Origin of the sequence: Methanohalophilus sp. (assembly GCF_030156785.1) — an archaeon.
Taxonomy (GTDB): domain Archaea; phylum Halobacteriota; class Methanosarcinia; order Methanosarcinales; family Methanosarcinaceae; genus Methanohalophilus.
In genome coordinates this window covers 143,874-161,758 of the sequence record NZ_JASGLW010000001.1, presented here as the reverse complement: position 1 = coordinate 161,758, position 17,885 = coordinate 143,874, and the positions used below count along the sequence as shown (strand labels likewise).

General features: G+C 40.9%; 16 protein-coding genes. 1 reads left to right on the top strand and 15 read right to left on the bottom strand.

Annotated elements, in window-relative coordinates; genetic code table 11:
• Positions 1 to 785: 785 nt before the first annotated feature.
• The 3 genes from uppS to PWQ49_RS00830 all read right to left on the bottom strand — a co-directional run bounded on the left by uppS (position 786) and on the right by PWQ49_RS00830 (position 3,100).
• A complete protein-coding gene (uppS, locus tag PWQ49_RS00840) occupies positions 786 to 1,568 on the bottom strand; it encodes a polyprenyl diphosphate synthase (protein WP_300606506.1) in 783 nt (260 codons plus the stop codon).
• Between the two features lie 62 nt (positions 1,569 to 1,630).
• Positions 1,631 to 1,945, bottom strand: coding sequence for a DUF2551 domain-containing protein (locus PWQ49_RS00835; RefSeq protein WP_300606504.1), 315 nt, complete (start codon positions 1,943 to 1,945; stop codon positions 1,631 to 1,633).
• Between the two features lie 90 nt (positions 1,946 to 2,035).
• Positions 2,036 to 3,100, bottom strand: coding sequence for a radical SAM protein (locus PWQ49_RS00830; RefSeq protein ID WP_300606502.1), 1,065 nt, complete (start codon positions 3,098 to 3,100; stop codon positions 2,036 to 2,038).
• A gap of 764 nt (positions 3,101 to 3,864) precedes the next feature.
• On the opposite strand from PWQ49_RS00830, the gene PWQ49_RS00825 reads away from it, so the two are divergent.
• Complete coding sequence (locus PWQ49_RS00825; protein WP_300606501.1) at positions 3,865 to 5,241, top strand: sensor histidine kinase; 1,377 nt, start codon at positions 3,865 to 3,867, stop codon at positions 5,239 to 5,241.
• 4 nt (positions 5,242 to 5,245) lie between these two features.
• Here PWQ49_RS00825 and PWQ49_RS00820 read toward each other — a convergent pair whose 3' ends face one another.
• The 12 genes from PWQ49_RS00820 to smc all read right to left on the bottom strand — a co-directional run bounded on the left by PWQ49_RS00820 (position 5,246) and on the right by smc (position 17,869).
• A complete protein-coding gene (locus PWQ49_RS00820; protein ID WP_300606499.1) occupies positions 5,246 to 5,659 on the bottom strand; it encodes an HIT family protein in 414 nt (137 codons plus the stop codon).
• A gap of 230 nt (positions 5,660 to 5,889) precedes the next feature.
• Positions 5,890 to 6,852 carry a formylmethanofuran dehydrogenase gene (locus tag PWQ49_RS00815; protein WP_300606497.1) on the bottom strand — a complete coding sequence of 321 codons (963 nt, stop codon included), beginning with the start codon at positions 6,850 to 6,852 and terminating at the stop codon, positions 5,890 to 5,892.
• Positions 6,853 to 6,858: 6 nt separating this feature from the next.
• On the bottom strand, positions 6,859 to 7,260 hold the full coding sequence (locus PWQ49_RS00810) for a 4Fe-4S dicluster domain-containing protein (RefSeq protein ID WP_300606494.1): 402 nt from the start codon (positions 7,258 to 7,260) through the stop codon (positions 6,859 to 6,861).
• Positions 7,261 to 7,273: 13 nt separating this feature from the next.
• The gene (locus tag PWQ49_RS00805; RefSeq protein WP_300606492.1) at positions 7,274 to 7,606 is read right to left on the bottom strand and encodes a CGGC domain-containing protein; all 333 of its coding nucleotides are present in this window, start codon (positions 7,604 to 7,606) and stop codon (positions 7,274 to 7,276) included.
• Between the two features lie 2 nt (positions 7,607 to 7,608).
• Positions 7,609 to 8,361 carry a DUF166 family protein gene (locus PWQ49_RS00800; protein ID WP_363321785.1) on the bottom strand — a complete coding sequence of 251 codons (753 nt, stop codon included), beginning with the start codon at positions 8,359 to 8,361 and terminating at the stop codon, positions 7,609 to 7,611.
• A gap of 286 nt (positions 8,362 to 8,647) precedes the next feature.
• A complete protein-coding gene (locus PWQ49_RS00795; protein ID WP_300606490.1) occupies positions 8,648 to 9,079 on the bottom strand; it encodes a peptidylprolyl isomerase in 432 nt (143 codons plus the stop codon).
• Positions 9,080 to 9,322: 243 nt separating this feature from the next.
• Positions 9,323 to 10,606: a phosphomethylpyrimidine synthase ThiC gene (gene thiC, locus PWQ49_RS00790; protein WP_300606488.1), complete on the bottom strand. Its 1,284-nt coding sequence runs from the start codon at positions 10,604 to 10,606 to the stop codon at positions 9,323 to 9,325.
• 249 nt (positions 10,607 to 10,855) lie between these two features.
• Positions 10,856 to 11,773: an S-layer glycoprotein N-glycosyltransferase AglJ gene (gene aglJ / locus PWQ49_RS00785; protein WP_300606486.1), complete on the bottom strand. Its 918-nt coding sequence runs from the start codon at positions 11,771 to 11,773 to the stop codon at positions 10,856 to 10,858.
• Positions 11,774 to 11,777: 4 nt separating this feature from the next.
• Positions 11,778 to 12,329, bottom strand: a complete 552-nt coding sequence (locus tag PWQ49_RS00780) for a TATA-box-binding protein (protein ID WP_300606484.1) — start codon at positions 12,327 to 12,329, stop codon at positions 11,778 to 11,780.
• Between the two features lie 71 nt (positions 12,330 to 12,400).
• Positions 12,401 to 13,522 (bottom strand): SMC-Scp complex subunit ScpB, encoded by a 1,122-nt coding sequence (scpB, locus tag PWQ49_RS00775; protein WP_300606482.1) that lies wholly within the window; start codon positions 13,520 to 13,522, stop codon positions 12,401 to 12,403.
• Positions 13,515 to 14,348 (bottom strand): ScpA family protein, encoded by an 834-nt coding sequence (locus PWQ49_RS00770; protein WP_300606480.1) that lies wholly within the window; start codon positions 14,346 to 14,348, stop codon positions 13,515 to 13,517. The genes scpB and PWQ49_RS00770 overlap by 8 nt, the downstream gene beginning before the upstream one ends.
• Positions 14,348 to 17,869 (bottom strand): chromosome segregation protein SMC, encoded by a 3,522-nt coding sequence (gene smc / locus PWQ49_RS00765; protein ID WP_300606478.1) that lies wholly within the window; start codon positions 17,867 to 17,869, stop codon positions 14,348 to 14,350. Before smc ends, PWQ49_RS00770 begins: the two co-directional genes overlap by 1 nt.
• Positions 17,870 to 17,885: the final 16 nt, after the last annotated feature.

The following is a 17,885-nucleotide window of genomic DNA, read 5'->3' as shown; positions in this document are numbered from 1 at the left end:
TTTTATATATTTAATTTTGTATTTCTAGAACAATAACAATCATTATATAGTATTACTAAGAAAGGGATTTCCACTGCTTTATAGATAAAGCGGAGGTTGTATATTGGATCTGAAAAATAAAGATGGAAAGATATTAGTTAGCGGTAGCAGTAAACCTCTTTTACCTGTATACAGAGGCTTTCTTCTAAGCAACTATAAAGAAGCAAAGAAGTTTCATCCCAGATTAAGCAATTTCTCCCTGTTTTTGGTGAGTTAATTCGATAGTCAATAAAAAAGTTCAATCAATTGACTCTTTCTGCTAACTAATCTAATGTGCATAACAGAAAGGGTCAGTTTTGCATTTTGTACGAGCTGATTTCTGCTTCTGGAACGTTTTATATTTATCTTCATTTTTCCAGCAACTAATCTAAATATTGAACTGTTTTCTTTCTCTGCCAGTAATAGAAACAGACTATGTTTTGATTCTACTTTTTCCCGGTATGCTCTCCTATGGGTAAAGCTTTACTGCTTTTTCCGAATACTTTCACCCAGCTTGGCCTCCTTTAAAGTAATTGTCTTTCTTATTAGAATCTGAGGTGAATCACATGGATGAATTCTTCAAAGGACTTGTTGAAAGGACGGAACATTACGAGAAATATGATCATTTCAGGCAGACAAACGACAAAACAAGATGAACGATAATACAAGGCTGTGTTTTCATCCTCTACCCGTCAGTAGTTTTTGACACAGCCATTTTCATTCAATAATTATTCTTCAAATAGGAAGTTTAAAGTTGTGTTTAATTTTTATCTATAAATCTCATTAAAAAGATGAAAGGCCCTTTTTGAAAGGATTTTTTCTTTTTCAGCAGTCCTCTGTTGATAGAGTCTTATTGACCTCAAAAAATCAATTTTCCTGAAATCAGGCCAATAAGGTGCACAAAAGTAAGTTGCACATTCATTTCCACTGGCTTGCCATGGTAGAAAATTTGACAACCTCTCATCGCCTCCAGTGCGGATAATTAAATCTACATAGGATACAGGAGTATCTTTTTCTGGATATAGATATCGGGAAATTGTAGATTCTGTCAGGTCAGATATTTTTATCTCACCATTTTGAACTGCCTGAGCAATTCCCCTAATTGCCTGTACAAGGTCCTGTCGGCCTCCATATGCAATTGCAACATTGAGGGTAAATTCATTGTAGCCTGAAGTGACTTTTTCAACCTTCCTGACGCTTCTTAGCAAATCTTCCGGAAGAAGTGTCCTGTCTCCAATAACCCTTACTTTTAGTTTTCTCTGATGAGTTCTTTCATCTATGCACAACTCTTCTAGTTTTACCTTGATCAAATCAAAAATATTGCTCTTCTCGGACTGTGGCCTGTGGAAGTTCTCAGTTGAAAATGCATATACGGTAAGTTCCTTTATTCCAAGTTCATAAGCCCATTCGATAACATTTTCCGTTATATTTGCACCAATGCGATGACCATAGCCCGTTCTTTTCCCCAGTTTTTGTGCAAACCTTCGGTTACCGTCCATGATAATTGCAACGTGTGATGGGAGCTGGGCCTTATTTATCTCCCTTAACAAAAAATCCTCATATCCTTTGTATAACAGCTCAAGGAGCCTATTTAACATGGTTTCCACGTTTTTTAATAATTTTCCAGAACTAGATCAACAACGTTTCTGTAATCATCTTTCAACAGGTAAATGTTGTGATCACCAGTAACATCAATGCTAAGGATTCCAAGGCGTGTGTTCATAAGACCAACCATTGCAGAAACGCCTCGATAGGTTACATCAAAGCCTTTTTTGTGAAGATATTCATAGATATCTCCAGTGGTGTATCTGCCACCTTCCAAAAACAATTTGAGGACTACCTTACGTACACCTGTATCATCCCGACCCAGATACTTTATAAGCCTTGCTCGCACCCTGTCCTCTATGGTTTCTTCCAGCCTGAACACCTCAACTAAATTATGCTATTTTCGTTTATATATTTATTCTGAATGACAATATGCTATGCGCTTTGGGAATCTTACCCATCTATAGCTTTTTTATTTATAAGTTTTGGGATCTAAGACTGGCATACTCTCGACAATCATCCCGTCCTTCATAGGATATTTTTCCACTATTTCCATTCTTCCATAGGCTTGAATGCTCACTGCGAGCTCCTCAAGAACCCATGCAGCAATCTCTATAGTATTGTTTTTTATTTCATAGAGTTCATCCGGAACTTCGTTATCGTGAAGGATCTTCAGAGTTTTGTCCAGATTTTCTGAATAGATTATTCCAAAAACAATTGTACCGTCATCAGTAATCATGTCAAGAGGTCTGCTGGTTATTTCTGCAATTCGTATCAACCGTTTTCGCAATTGAATGGCATCTTTATATCTGGATGGGCAAAAATGCGCTTTAATTGATCCATTGATAGCTTTTTTAGCAATATCTCTTGAACCCTCTGCCGCATTAGAAATGTCATCCACAAGAGTGTAGTTTCTTGCTTTTAACTCATCTGCATTGGTATCAGAAAATTCTAATTCGTTGAGATTAATGAAATAGTCATTTTTCATGGCAAACTTGACTAGATTTTCAACTCCCTCGATTGCAGGCACTTCCAGCCCGGTTTCAATCCCGGCTTTTTTTGCTTCAAGCATGCTCTTTTCATAGGAACTCCCTTCCAGATTTTTCCACATGTTTTGTGGAGGATGGAATCTCATTTCATCAAGACCTGCTTCACAAAATTCTTCGATCGTAATTCTGTCTGGTGCAGATGCAGTGTAGAGATGTATATGATGTTTTTTCCCAAATGTATTCTTCAATAACCGTATGTAATGCAACACCAACTCTTTTTCGAGTAACGGTTCACCGCCCGTAATCCCAGTACCCAATGCATTCATGAGTTTTGCTTCTTCTATAATTTCGAAGTCATTTTCCACACGATGCTCATTTGCGTATACTTGACTTTTTTTCCTTTCCTCAGAAAGAGGGCAGTAAAAGCATCTTTTGTCACATAAACCCGTAACGAACAAGACCATTTTCGCTCCTTTATGACAAATTTTACAGCCATCGGTAAGGTACGTATAAAATGAACCTGCATCTCCCTGTTTAAGATCCCTCATTGTGTTTTTTGGATGCTTCTGTCAATATATAAATTCTTCTTCAGGGGCGGCAGTGTCATTAGTAATCAACCAATGCATTCCTTCATAAAAAATTGCCAGCATCTTGGGATTATTGGTTGCAGAGGATTTTTAAATCTTGATAATTTTCCAAGTGAATGCAATTGAGGAAAAAGATGGCCATGTGAGTATAGATCATAAAAATGCAATTTCAGTAACTTAGTAATTTTAATAATTCTCTATAATCAGCACCTTTCGGCACATTTACATACATAAAAAATCACACACAATGGACATCCTTTTTTTATAATTGGTGTAATGGATAGCGTTTTGAGTATTCTGGATGAGTCAAAAGAAGAGACATTAAATCGTTTTAATATACTCACAAGGGAGAAATATTTAAAGGGAGTAGTCCCGGACTTGTAAATAGTAAGGTATATTGTGGAATTGCATGGCAGCGAAGTAAGGGTGATGGAACACTCTGATGGAAGAGAGCATTTCCTATATGACTGTTCCCAAAGCCTGAATTTTCGACATGTTTTCTTTTCCTGACAAAGTAGCAAGCCGAAGATTCAACAGGTATTATGGAAATCAGTGCTAATTGGATTTCTACTTAAACTCTATACATTGGTTCTTATATTGGTTCTAATCGTTCATATCTATATTTAGAAAATATTATATAGATTCACGCGATCTTAAAATTAAAGATGAAACTAGTGCAAAAATTGAAAATGCAAGTGAATTATTTACTTATACCCTCATTTATCTTGATATTAATCCCCCTAATCTGGCTGCTAGCTTTCCCGTTAAAGTCATCCTTTGACACAGGTGATGTAATAATAGAGGGCGCCTATCTGGCATTTGCTCTTTTTTCTCTCTATTTAATACATAAGCTTGGAAGTTTCCCGCTCTTATTCGGATGGTTTATTTTTGTTTACGGATTAACGTTTGATTTCCTGGATGAATTCACAAAGGAGCCCGATCTTTTCAGTGTATACCTTGAAGGTTTTCTTACGGCATCAGGGCTCTTGCTTATTGCTATAGGTTTTTATCGGGAATACAGTAGGTGGGAATTACTTAAATCCGCTCTCCAAAAAAATAACCAAAGACTGGAGCTGGCAAACGAACTCTCTCAGCAGGGCATATGGGAATATGATCTGGATTCAAGTGCATTCTCTTATATCAGTTCCCGCTGTTATGATATAATCGGTTGTGATCCGCAGCAACATCCGGATTATTTGCAATGGCGGAATCTCGTACATCCTGATGATGTAGATTTGATATCTTCTACTGTCAGTGCTCTGGTTGAAGACAGAAATCCTGTGGATCTTGAAGTCCGTATTAATGATTTGAATGACAATTGGAAGTGGATCCTTATTCGTATGGGGATTGATTCAACCGATTTGAATCACCCGCGAAAAATCGTAGGAGTCTGTGTCGATGTTACTTCACGCAAGCAAGCTGAAGATCAACTGAAGCGTTCCAATGAGCTAAAGGAAATGTTTGTTGATATCCTCAGGCATGATTTGCTAAACCCAATTGGTGTAATCAAGGCTTATGCAGACCTTTTGTCCACTGAAAAAGATGAGGTATTAGTGCAAAAATACCTGCAACGGATCCGCATGAGTACAGAAAAATTATTGAAAATGGTTACTGATGCTGCTACACTCGCTAAAATTGAATCAATCGATGACGTCGAACTCGTGGGCGTAGATCTACGTGAAATTGTAGCAGAAACAATTGATGAAATGCATCCGATAATTAGCGAAAAAAAGATTAATATTACATTTTTCAGAAAAGGGCAATTCCCTGCAAAATCATCAAAATTCATTAAGAACGCATTCGAAAACCTTCTTTCCAATGCTATCAAGTATTCCCCTGAAGGCAGTACGGTGAAAGTAGATATAGAAGACATGAATACTTTTTGGAAGATAAGTGTATCTGATAAAGGCCCGGGTGTTGGGGATGAATACAAAAAGGAAATATTTGAAAGATTCAAACGGATTCACAGGGGTGCAATTAAAGGAAGTGGACTTGGTCTTGCAATAGTGAAACGCATAATGGAATTAAGTGGTGGAGAGGTGGGAGTTTCTGAAAATCCTGAAGGTGGAAGCATTTTCTGGTTGACTGTTCCCAAAGCCTGAATTATCAGGATTTGTTGATTATTCTACTTGCCAGTTCTTCTATTTCATCTGTATCCACCTCTGCACTGACAATTGAGTGCATGGAACCTCCACCGTCATTTTCATAGCGGGGAATTATGTGGACATGCACATGTGGAACAATCTGACCTGCGATTTTCCCGTTATTGAGACCCACGTTTGCAGCGGGCGCATCCAAGGCTTTCAATAATTTTTTGGTTACCCGGTTCACGGAAGCAAAAAGCCGTGCTGCATCATCCGGTTTCATTTCTGTAAAACTGCCAATATGTATTTTTGGGATTACCACTGTGTGTCCTCTTGAAACGGGGTTTATGTCCAGAAATGCAATGACAAAATCATCTTCATATATTTTATACGACGGGATATCACCTGAAGCAATTTTACAAAACAGGCAGTCCATTTTAACACCATATCTGGATTAATTTCTGCATATTTAATTGTTCTGCCCTTCAAAGAGCAGGATTGGTTTATTTTCCGCTCTCACAAAAGCGCTTGAAGTTTTCCAGCCACTCTGGCAATTCTTTATCTTCATGTATGAATTCAATAAACTTTGTGAGAACCTTCAAGGTTTCTGGAGTGAGTCCACACTTGATTATACAGACATTATCTTCTGCTAAGTAACTTAAAAAATTACTCAACTTTTCTCCTTACAAACGACCCGTCCCGCATCTTTATGGTAATGTATTTCCCTTCATCTGAAGCTTCATATTTATTATACTGAACTGAAGCAAACATTCCCGCACCCAAATATTTCTTGAGTAAGTTTATATCCTGCTTATCAAGTTTCCCCTTCTTTGCAGGCGGGCTTATGTTAGCTTTTTTATGAGTAAGGATTACGCCCCCCTTCATATCGGCACCCGCATAACCCTTCACTTCCTCAGCCAGCAGGTATCCGTTTTTCATGAATGCACCTGCGAATTCCCCACATTTTCCCTTTACAACAACAGTGCCGCCGTCAAGGTGTGCTGCTGTGTTCATTCCGGCATTTTTTTCAATAATCAAGATACCCTTTCGCATCAGAAGACCACAGCCATTGTAAACATCACCTTTAACCCGGATTTCAACATCACAATTACATCGTGCTGCTATTGTACCGCGATTCACATTGTCGGATAGGATCAGGGTTTTACCTTCCAGTTGATTGGAAATAACTGTCTCTTTCCGGTTGTTACACAACAAATCCGTGATTGAAACAAACTTCCGGTAACCTTCACGATCTGATTTAACTTCGATAACATTTCCCATGGGCTCGGCAACCTTTCCACTAATATAGAGGGTCCCGGAAACCATCCCCATCGCCGCTTCAGTACCTACATTCCCATCTACAATAATTGTGCCTGCATCTTCGATATCACCGCTTCCACCCAAGTGCTCAATACTTGCTCCCATGCTGTGAGCTAATTGTTCACCTGTATCTCCTTTCACGTGAACTGTTTCACCTGCTTTCAGAGCTTCTACGACGTCCCTGTATGTATAGGACGAGTCTTTTTGATGTGGAATAATGGAATCCCGATCAAAGTTGCTACTCCAGCAGAAGCCATAGGTGTAATCACATAGCTTGTCAACCGGTTTTTCAAGTTCAAGCAGGATCATTTGCTCTCATCCGTGGATAAGTGATGGGAGACAGCGGGTGCAGACCCATATGCTTTCTTTGCCATGCCTGAGGGGTATAAGATACCTTTCGTTCTCACTTAGACCACACTGGAAACAATATATTGATGTATTCTCATGGCCAGTTTTTGTTTCTTTTGCTTTGCCTCTATTTACTTTTGCCATGGCTACAGCATCGGGATTGAAATCTATAGTATCTCTTTCTTCGATAGAAATTGCACCCTGTGGACAAACGCCGATACAGAATCCCATGCCATCGCAGAGTTCTTCTGATACTACCTTTGCTTTTCCATTGATTATTTGGATGGCCCCCTCAGCACATGGTGAAACACATTTACCGCAGCCGTTACACTTTTCCTCGTCAATTTTAACGATGAGTCTCTTTACCATCTTTCTTCCTCTTTTAGTGGTGTGTACCTTCAACAATCTTAAATCCAGCATTTTCAAATGTTTCCTTAATAGAATCCACATGTGGACATTTCGGGTAATTCTCCATCAGCATGCAGGAACTAAGATGAACTGTGTCAATCCCCGATTTCTTCAGGGATCTGGCAAGCCTGTAGACTCGTCGTCCAGGGCAACCCCCACATGTGAAAAATGCCGCCATTTCCGTGTTTTCATCATAATTGCTGAAATGCACCTTCCTTTCATTGAAAGCCTTAAAACACCCGGTTCCCGGGCAAGCTTCCGCGGTTATATCGCAGCGGACTACAGCTATTTTCCTTTTGTGTGCCATTTTTAATCCTCCTTTTGCGCTTCTTTAATTGCAGAGCTAACACTTTCTCTTATTATGTACCCTGCACCATGGAGTATGGTATCGCCAAGTTCCGGATCATGTTGCATACTTGCAGTGCATGGGTATGCATGATGGGCTTTTGAAACCGTTTCTTCAAAATCTACCACATCCGAATGGGACAGTTTTCTTGCGACGTACCATGTACATCCGCATGGAGCATCCCGCACTACACGGGCCAGTGCAATTTCCTTTCCGGATTCGTCAAGCTCGATATGGAGCTCTGGCTTTCCAAACCCAAGCTCTACAAAAGTATCAATGTGGTACTGACCTATTTTCTGCAGACTACAGAACGGTTTAGGAAATTCATATTCAACGTTCATCTCTTCCAATTTCTTTTTCAACTGTCCAACAAGTCCCGCTGGTGCAAGGAATGGATCTTCCACCGGAGCAATCACTGCTTTTGCATTTGATTTTCTGACGAGTTCCGGCACTGTAGCCAGTATGTCCGGATGCAGGTTGAGTGCAAGAAGGAGATCACAGGGCAGCATTTTCTCTGGAAGATATCCTTCGGGATCATCGACAAATTCCGGCAAGTCCGCCGGAAGCTCATGGATTTCAACAAGATTCATTGCATAAGATGGCCGGAAATCCCGGCAACTGTCACATAGTTCTCCACAGGAAGTGCAAAATCTCCTGTCATTGATAAGATTCCCTATTATTTTCCTTCCAAATTCATCACTGTAGCAGACACTTATGCGGATCTTCTCAGGACCATTGTATGTAATCGGCTTTCCTCCAGAACAGGTATCTTTCAGAGATTTGGCATATCACAAATGCCCATATATATAGATGCATATATATAGAGGTGGTATCCAATCAGATAGTTAAACAAAAAAATATGTTTTTACTTTAAAGCAGCAACTATGTCGTAACAAGTATTAAGATCAGGATCTGTGTAATGGATAACTATCTTTTTTTGTAAAATGTTCTAGAGCATTTCAAAATTGAAGAAGAAAGCCAAAGGCTCCGCTTTTTATTTCTTTATTCCTCTTCTATTCGAAGTCTGTTCATCACATCTCCCTGTTCGATGCTATACACAACGTCCATTCCGTCGATTACTTTCCCAAACACGGTATGTATGCCGTCAAGATGCGGTTGAGGGGAGTGTGTAATGAAAAACTGGCTTCCTCCCGTGTCTTTTCCGGCATGTGCCATTGAAAGTGCGCCTGTACCGTGTTTATGTGGATTGCCATTTGTTTCACATTTGATAGTATAGCCGGGTCCTCCTGTGCCGTCACCTTTCGGGCATCCTCCCTGTATAACAAAATCGGGAATTACCCTGTGGAATGTCAGACCGTTGTAGAATCCCTGACGGATTAGCTTTTCAAAATTGGATACTGTTTTTGGGGCATCCTTTTCAAACAATTCGAGAATAATATTACCCTTGTCAGTTTCAATTATTGCTTTTTTCATCCTTTGACTCCAGTTGATAACTATAGATTTTCACTGATTTTAATCTTTGTTGCGTGGTTATCTGTACGCTCTTTTAGAATAATACAGGTTAGTATATACACCTTTTCAAAACATTAAACGATAGAAATAAAGCCCAACGCCTTGGAATGATAAATGAAAAAATTAATATAAACAGAGATAAAAATCAACTGATCTTAAAATATTAAGTAAAAAAGAAGGAAGGAACAGTAATGCCCAAAGGCATTACTTTGCAAGGTTGTAGTTCTGGTTAACGATTTTCAGAGCACAGAAGTTACCGCACATGGTACATGCATCCGTGTCTTCCGGAGCGCGGCTGTTCCTGATACTGCGTGCCAGTTCAGGGTCTAATGCAAGGCTGAACATCTTCTCCCAGTCAAGATCACGACGTGCCCTACCCATTGCAAGGTCATGATCACGCTTACCTAGTTTGATCATGTCACCAACATGTGCTGCGATCTTGGAAGTCTTGACACCTTCAATAACATCTTCCTTGTTTGGAAGTGCAAGATGCTCTGCAGGAGTTACGTAGCAGAGGAAGTCACAACCTGCTGCTGCAGATTGGGCTGCACCGATTGCGGTTACGATGTGATCTCTTCCAGGTGAAACATCGGTAACCAGTGGACCAAGCATGTAGAATGGTTTGTGATCACTCATGGATTTCATCAGCTTCACATTCATCTCGATTTCGTCAAGCGGGACGTGACCCGGACCTTCGACAATTACCTGCAGACCATATTCGTCGTGTGCTTTCTGTGCACATTCTGAGTTAATAATCAGCTCCTGGATCTGCGCCCGATCAGTGGCATCATGGATTGCACCTGCGCGCATTCCGTTGCCGGTGGAAAGAGTGACTTCATGTTCTTTAAGGATTTCACAGAGGTAGTCAAAATCTGCATATAGCGGGTTTTCTTTCTCGTTGTGGAGCATCCATGAACTCATGAAAGCACCGCCTCGCGAACAGAGACCACCATAACGACCATGTGCTTTGAGCCTGTCAAGAACAATGTTGTTGATACCTGTGTGTATTGCCATGAAGTTGGTACCGAGTTTTGCCTGCTCCTCAGTTGCATTCCATAGATCGTCTTCAGTCATGTGAACAATTGAACCATCCCTCTTTGCAGCGGTGATGAATGCCTGGTATAAGGGAACTGAACCTACAGACAAGGAAACTGCTTCACAAACTTTCTTCCGGATTTCAAGAAAATCTCCACCTGTTCCAAGTTCCATAAGAGTATCGGCACCGGCTGCTTCTGCTGCCTTTGCCTTTTCAACTTCCGCATCTACATCGACTATGTCTGATGAAGCACCAATGGAAGCGTTCACCTTTGTGGTTAATCCTTCTCCGATACCACATAGCTTGATATCCCTATAAGGTGTCATCGGGATAACAATTCTTCCTGCAGCAATCCCGCGGCGGATAAATTCAGGTTCAAGACCCTCAGCTTCCGCCACAATCTTCATTTCTTCGGTAATTTCACCACGTTTCGCATCTTCTACAATTGTCATAAGTGATACCTCACTAACTATATTTGTGGGATAGCATGGATTTTATATAAAACTTCCTAAAAAATCAACTTTAGTTGTTCTCCAGAGAACTTGTTTAATTTCGATGCGGAGATCCACACGGCCACAATTAATGCCAAAACCGCATGCAACAATGGTGTTCTTGAGAAATAGCAAAAATGATGTGAAACGGGATGAAAAGAACACAACTTGACTTTACTTATTGGCAAATGGAATTGGTGGTTTTTTAAGTTATTTCTGGCTTTTGCGTATCATTCTCATGGTTTCCCTGTGAAGTGAAACTATTAGATCACTCAACATGCCGAAAATAAACATCTGTATTCCTGCAATAATCAACACCGCAGTTAATATTGACATTGGAACACGTGTAACACCCTGCAACCATTCACTAACTACAAAAAGACCTGTCATAATTCCGACAAGTATAAATCCTGCACCGATAATTCCAAAATAGAACATTGGGTTATGTAGTTTTGCAAGCTTGTAGATGGTTGCACCAATTTTAAAACCGTCTCTTAAGGGATTAAGTTTGGTAGCTCCGGTTGAATGGCGGGTAATGTAGGTGATTGGGACTACTTCTATCCTGTGCTCCTTCTTGACACTTTCAACGGCAATTTCCGTCTCAATCTCAAATCCAGTTTCATTGAGATCAAAATCATCTATGGCTTTTTGGGTAAAACCCCTGTAGCCTGATAAAATATCCTCAAGCTTGGAGCCATATACAAGCGCAAATAGTTTGTTAAGGATCCGGTTTCCAAGGAGATTAAGTAATGTGAAAGCACCTTTTTCACAATTGGCAAACCGATTTCCTATAACCTGATCTGCCCTGCTTTCAATAAGGGGCCCTATCATGGTATAAATATCGCTTGCCAGATATGTTCCGTCTCCATCTATCATAACCACATATGGACTATCTATCATCCCAAAAGCTTCCTGGACAGCCTGACCTTTGCCTTTGCCATGCTGGATTTCCACACGGGCGCCTTCAGCTTCTGCCAGCTCTCGGGTACGGTCGGAACTATTCCCATCAATAACGAATATGTTGTTAAAACCTTCCTCATGGAAGTCTCTTATGAGTTGCTGGATAGTGGCTTCCTCATTCAGTGTTGGTATGAGAATGCAGACACTATCCTTATCAAAATCGTCCATGTAATTACAACAAACCCATGTTTTCAAGCTGTTGCCTGACGGCTTCAACACCCTGCTCACAGTTCTCAGGCGATTTACCGCCGGTCACAACAAGCTTTCCTGAACTGAAAATGAGAACTACTACTTTTGGTTCGTCAATCCTGTATACAAGTCCGGGGAACTGTTCAGGTTCATATTCAATATTCTCAAGACCAAGACCGATAGCTATTGCATTGAGGTTTAATATAGCTTTCAGATCTGCTGATGCGACAATGTTCTGAACTGTAATTTCAGGGTTTTTGATTGTTTCAATCCCGATGCTATTGAGCTTTTTTGCCATGTCTGCAATTACGGTGTGTACATCATCAACATTTTTTGCTCCTGTACATACAACTTTACCTGAAGTGAAAACAAGGAATGCAGCCTTTGGATCAGATACTCGGTAAACAAGTCCGGGAAATTTCTGCTTATTGTATTCTGCACCTTCAAACTCGGATTCGATTTTGGTAAGATCAAATTCCTCGGCAAGTTTTGTGGAAGCAACCACATTTTCTATCTTTATGCTATAATCAGTCATGATTTTCATATCCTGTATTTAAATATAAATTTACGTAGCTTATATAAACACCCTTTCATTTATAAACCTATTTAAGTGCTATTCTTTTTTTCTTCCATATTTTTAAGCCCGTTTATGATGGATTCATACTTTATGGATACCCTTTCTATGATATTATCAACATCTATGGATTTGTGAGTTGGAACGAGTAAAGCAGACTCTGAATCTACAATCTCACCATTGCTTCCTGTACCGTAATCAGGAGATATTTTAGCTCCTTCGGGAGATATACCTATATGCAGATCATTGAGAATTCTTGAAATCATTTCTGTTGTAGGATTCGCTTTGAGGCTGATTGTCATGGCTTTGGAAACATATTCTTCTCGGAGTTCCCTGATGTGGGAAATGTTTTGTTCTGCTATATGGGGATCCCCTGAATCCTTAAGGATTTCCATAATTGCAATAATATCATCAAATGTTGTAGATCCTGCTTCAATTATTTCTCCAGCATAGTTAGCAGATACCTTTTCCCTGTAACCTTTTGAAACAATTAGCTTAAAAATAGTATCAAGCGTATCTAAATCTTCTTCAGTCGGGTTGTAGGCATCAACAACCTTGAATTCCTTTATTCCACATAGATCTGCAAGAGACTTGTACATCGGGGTAAACCCGATAAACCTGCGTCCAAGCCAGCGATCCAATCCTTCTTTACCACTTTGCTCCCTTGAAAGCTCCATTATCTTCTTTCTGATGGCTTCTGGATTGTTTTCTTCTAGGTTAAAGTAATCCGCAAAAAGAGGTGTTGTGGTAAGTAGTTTTGAGCGTCCCTCTGGTGTTGCTTTTACCAGCCCCCTTCCGATAAGTTCTTTGATGTGTTCATAAGCCGTGTTTCCTCGCAAATCAACAATATCAGACTGTAATACTGGCTGGTGGTAGGCAATCATTGAGAGGGTTCGCAGCAGAGGAGCAGTCATTTCCTTTGGTGCAAACGAACGTACTTTTTCAGAATACGCTGGCTTAACCTGCATCACATATCTCTTGCCCAGATCAATTATTTCAAGTCCCGCATTCCTCTCTTCATAATCACGAATAAGTTCTTCCACAATTTTGAGTGTAGTTTTTGGCTTTTTGCCAACAAGTTTTGCCAGGCCGTCCAATCCTACGGCTTCCCCTGCTGCAAAAAGTGCTGCTTCTATAGCATTTTTGTCACTCATTTATCTCATTCACTCCTTCGGCAATTATGCTCATTCCATCACGCGGGTAGATATATAATTCACCAAACAGCTCCTTCTGGTGAAGGCATATTCTTTTATCCGCTGCCAAGAACAGGAGGGATAAATATGTCATTATCTTTTCAGACTTTTCGGGAAGCTGGTCAGTAATTTCGGAAAATCTGATATACTTTTTTCCCCGGAGCATTTCTTCCAATAACTCATGGAGGCGTTCTCCTCTTCCTTTAATATCTTCTTCGTGTGCAATTTCCAGCACATCATCAGTTGAAGGGATTTCAGCCTGTCTTTCGGCATTTCTGCGTCTTCTTTCACTTCTTTTTGTTTCAACTCTTTCTGCCTTTTTGAGCTCATTAATCAATTCCTGAAGAGTAACAGGACGGGTGGCGCTTCTTCTAACAGGTAAGCTTGGTACTGGATAATCATCAACATCCTGAAAATCAAGGTCAGTATCTGGAAGTTCTTCAATATTTACATCTTCCTCTTCCTGTACAATGCCCGTTGACTTCATTCTCAGAAGAATGGCAGCATATAGCAGTGTCCTTCCTGAGATCCTCAAGTCCATCATTTTCATTTCTTCGATTTTCTCGAGGAACTTATCAGTCACTTGAACGATGTCTATGTCCCACGGATTAATGCTTCCTGCTTTTGCAAAATTAACAAGAATTTCTACAGGTTCACAAAGGATATCCTCTGGAATTTCGATATCCTCCACCGCAACTCCAAGACTCCGCAGGGTCTCAATGAATTCGGGATTACCTGTATTCCCATTATCTATTACTAGATGAGCAGATTCTTCCTGTCCTTCCATCACCTGATTTTCACACCTGTGATGCTGGTTATGTTCTTCTGCTGCATTGTGACACCAATGGTGCGTGCAGCACTTTCAATCATAGGTTTCCTGAGGGAAACCACAATAAACTGTGCATCAGATGCGGATTTTCGGATGCGCTGTGCAACCCTGTCAGCATTGTAACCATCCAGGAACATATCAATTTCATCAAATGCATAAAATGGAGCCGGACGGTATTGCTGGATTGCAAAAATAAATGCAAGCGCTGTAAGGCTCTTTTCACCACCGGACATGGCTTCAAGACGCTGAAGAGTTTTTCCTTTAGGAGAAGCCTTGAGAGTCATACCTCCAGAAAATGGATCCTCTGGGTCATCAAGTACCAGTTCACCCTCTCCGTCTGAGAGCTCATGGAAAATTTCCCTGAATGCTTCATTAATACCATTATACGACTCCATGAATGTATCTTTCTTGAGTTGATCATACTGGTCAATGCGCTCAAGGATTTGTTCCCTTTCATTGAAAAGGATAGCTCGCCGGCTCTTCAAATCCACCAGCCTGCCCTCGACATCCTCATATTCGTCAATGGCTCTCATATTGACTGGTTCCATAGCTTCCATTGCCTTTTCTATGGATGCAATGCGTGTGCGTACAGTCTCGTATCCGGGGACTTCCTCAGTTTCCTCAATACCACGTCTTTCGAGTTCCGCTTTAAGCTCTTCCGCCTGATCATTAAGTGCTTTGCGAGTCGCTTTAAGGGCTTCAAGTTGAGTTATGGCTTTTTCGTGTCTGTCCCGGGAATTCTCGAAGTCTTTCCGGAACATGTCATATTGCGCCTCCTTGTCATTACGCTCCTGCTGCAATTGCCTGAGCTTCCCTTCCAGCTCATGCTCACGTTTTCTCTTCTCTTCAAGTAATTTTTCGAAATCGGAAATCTGGTTTTTGAGTTCAGCAATGCGTTTCTGGTTTTCTTTCTTTTTAAGATCAAAACCTTCTATGTCCATACGGTGATGCTGAATGCTCTTATCTGTATACTCTCTGTCCAGCTTCAGGGCGTTGATTTGTCCTTCAATATCCCTTATCCTATCATCAAGCCTGCGTATTTCCTCATCAGTTTCCTCTGCCTGGCGGTTGAGTTCAGGGATTTCAGAGCCCTTCAGTTCTTCTTCAAGGTTGTGTATACGGCTGGCAATATCTTTCTCAAGCCTATCTTTCTCTGCCTTTTCGGCCAGGACCTTTTCCATCTCTTCCTTGAGCTGTTTCCTGCTGGCTTCTATTTCTTTCAGATCTTCATCTCTGGAGGTAATGATCTGTTCAAGCCTTTCCCCACGGGTTGCTATTTCCTCAAGTTCCATCTGCTTTCTGGAAATTTCCTTCTCAAACTGCTGTATGTCTCTGTTTATGGATGAAATATGCCCCTCAACTGAATCCAGTTCGCGGATCATTGATTCTCTCCTGGATTCTAGTTCGGTGAGTTCCTCTGCAAGTTTGGCAAGTTTTCCCTTTTCGGATGCGGCAAATGATAATCCAGATTTTTTCTGGAAACCCCCTGTCATGGCACCACTCTTCTCTATCAGTTCTCCCTCAAGCGTAACCATGCGGAGCCCACCCATGAGTTTCCGGGCATTCTCAAGAGTGTCCACTACGAGGGTATCTCTGAATACGTACCAGAAGGCACCAGCGAACTGGGGCTCAAAATTGATAAGATCAATTGCATAGCCTATAACACCCTTTCTGTTGGACATGTCCTTGTATGGGCGTCCTTCCTCCAGTTTGTTCATAGGTAGGAATGTAGCTCTTCCGACCCTCCTTCTTTTCAGAAAATCAATAGCACGGGAAGCGTCCTCATCACTATCCACAACTACTGCCTGCATTCTGCCCCCTGCTGCAATTTCGAGTGCGGTGGAATATTTCTGGTCTGCCCTCCCCAGTTGTGCGATAGTACCGTATATTCCCGGCAATCCATGGTGTTTTTTCTCCTGCAGAACTGCTTCCACTGCCCTTGAATATCCACTGGAATTTTCTGCGGCACGAACCCGGGCTTCAAGCATGGCAAAAGAATGTTGTTTGTTGCGAACTTCTTCTACCAGTTTGGACATGACCTGTTTTATCTGGTGGCGCTTGCTTTCCAGATCATCAATATCTTTAGTGAGAGCTTCAACCTGTTCATTGAGTTTGTCAATGTCATACTGAACGGACTTTGTATCGCTCTCCGCAGATACCACCTTTTGCTTTGCCTCTTCGATCTCTTTCTGGATATCCATGGCATCTGCAGATTTTCGCCTAAGAGTATCCAGAATGCGATCTTCCTGTCGCATGAGCTCGTTTTTCTCGGTCTTTATTATCTCAATATCATTCCGCAAAGAAGTAAGTTGATCCCTTGTCTGGGCAAATTTTTCGTCAACATCAGCAATCCTACTCTGCAGGATCATTCTCTGGGTTTTCTTGTCAGAAGCTTCTGCTTCCACAACTTCCTTCTGTGCAGTGCGCTCCTCTATTTCAGTGTCAAGAGCTGTGATCTTTCCTTTTGCTTCATCTATCTCAACAAAAGTCCTGCGCCTGCGGCTCTCAATGTCATCAATCTCTTTCTCGAAAAGCTCAATACGATCATTGAATCTCCCAATATCCCCGCGAATTCGTTCAATCTCTTTTCTGATAAGGATCTGCTCATCTTCGCCCATTTTCTGGATATTGGCATTGAGTTCCCTGATTTCCTTTTCCATTGATTCAAGATTTATTTTCTTTTTCTCAAGTTCCTGCTTAAGACCTTCTATCCTCTCTTCTTTTTCAGAGACTTCCTCATCCACACGGGTTAGCTCGGCTTTTGTATCCTTTAATTTTGCAAGAAGTACAAATCCCTCATATTTCATTTTCTCTTCTTTGAGAGAGCGATATTTTATAGCCTGATCACGTTCACTTTTGAGCTTGTTAAGCTGAGTTTCAACTTCTTCGATAAGTATATCCGCCCGCTCAACCCTTTCACGTACAATTTCCAGCTCATTAAGAGCCCTTTCCTTTTTACTGTCAAATTCAGAAACGCCTGCAATTTCATCAATGATCTTGCGGCGCTCAGTGGAGGTCATTGTAATGATACGGGTAACATCTCCCTGCATGACCACGTTATAGCCTTCAGGAGTGACTTTCGCTTTTGCAAGGTAATTATGGATGTCCGTCAGGCTCACGGATTTCCCGTTAAAATAGAAATAGCTGTAGTAGCCATTTTCCGTACTTCGCACTTTCCGGGAAATTACGACTTCGTCGGCATCCACGGGCAATTCACGATCTTCATTGTTAAAACGGATTGTAACCTGTGCATAATCAGGTTTTTTGTTCCTGTCACCGTTGTAAATCAAATCTGTTAGTTTTTCAGCACGCAAAGTACGTGAGCTTGAAAGACCAAGTACGAAGAGTATCCCGTCTATAATATTAGACTTTCCGCTTCCGTTGGGGCCGGAAATAGTCGTAAAATCGTCAAAAAATGGAATTTTCACCTTTTTGCCAAAGGATTTGAAGTTGACAAATTCTATTTCCTTAATATACACGTAAATCCTCTTTTTT

Excerpts from the sequence above, each read along its gene's own strand:
- PWQ49_RS00770 (WP_300606480.1), bottom strand. The coding sequence starts at position 14,348 with ATGGAAGGACAGGAAGAATCTGCTCATCTAGTAATAGATAATGGGAAT.
- PWQ49_RS00815 (WP_300606497.1), bottom strand. The coding sequence starts at position 6,852 with ATGATCCTGCTTGAACTTGAAAAACCGGTTGACAAGCTATGTGATTAC.
- PWQ49_RS00795 (WP_300606490.1), bottom strand. The coding sequence starts at position 9,079 with ATGAAAAAAGCAATAATTGAAACTGACAAGGGTAATATTATTCTCGAA.
- scpB (WP_300606482.1), bottom strand. The coding sequence starts at position 13,522 with ATGAGTGACAAAAATGCTATAGAAGCAGCACTTTTTGCAGCAGGGGAA.
- thiC (WP_300606488.1), bottom strand. The coding sequence starts at position 10,606 with ATGACAATTGTAGAAGATGCGAAACGTGGTGAAATTACCGAAGAAATG.
- PWQ49_RS00780 (WP_300606484.1), bottom strand. The coding sequence starts at position 12,329 with ATGACTGATTATAGCATAAAGATAGAAAATGTGGTTGCTTCCACAAAA.
- aglJ (WP_300606486.1), bottom strand. The coding sequence starts at position 11,773 with ATGGACGATTTTGATAAGGATAGTGTCTGCATTCTCATACCAACACTG.
- PWQ49_RS00805 (WP_300606492.1), bottom strand. The coding sequence starts at position 7,606 with ATGGCACACAAAAGGAAAATAGCTGTAGTCCGCTGCGATATAACCGCG.
- PWQ49_RS00810 (WP_300606494.1), bottom strand. The coding sequence starts at position 7,260 with ATGGTAAAGAGACTCATCGTTAAAATTGACGAGGAAAAGTGTAACGGC.
- PWQ49_RS00830 (WP_300606502.1), bottom strand. The coding sequence starts at position 3,100 with ATGAGGGATCTTAAACAGGGAGATGCAGGTTCATTTTATACGTACCTT.
- PWQ49_RS00820 (WP_300606499.1), bottom strand. The coding sequence starts at position 5,659 with ATGGACTGCCTGTTTTGTAAAATTGCTTCAGGTGATATCCCGTCGTAT.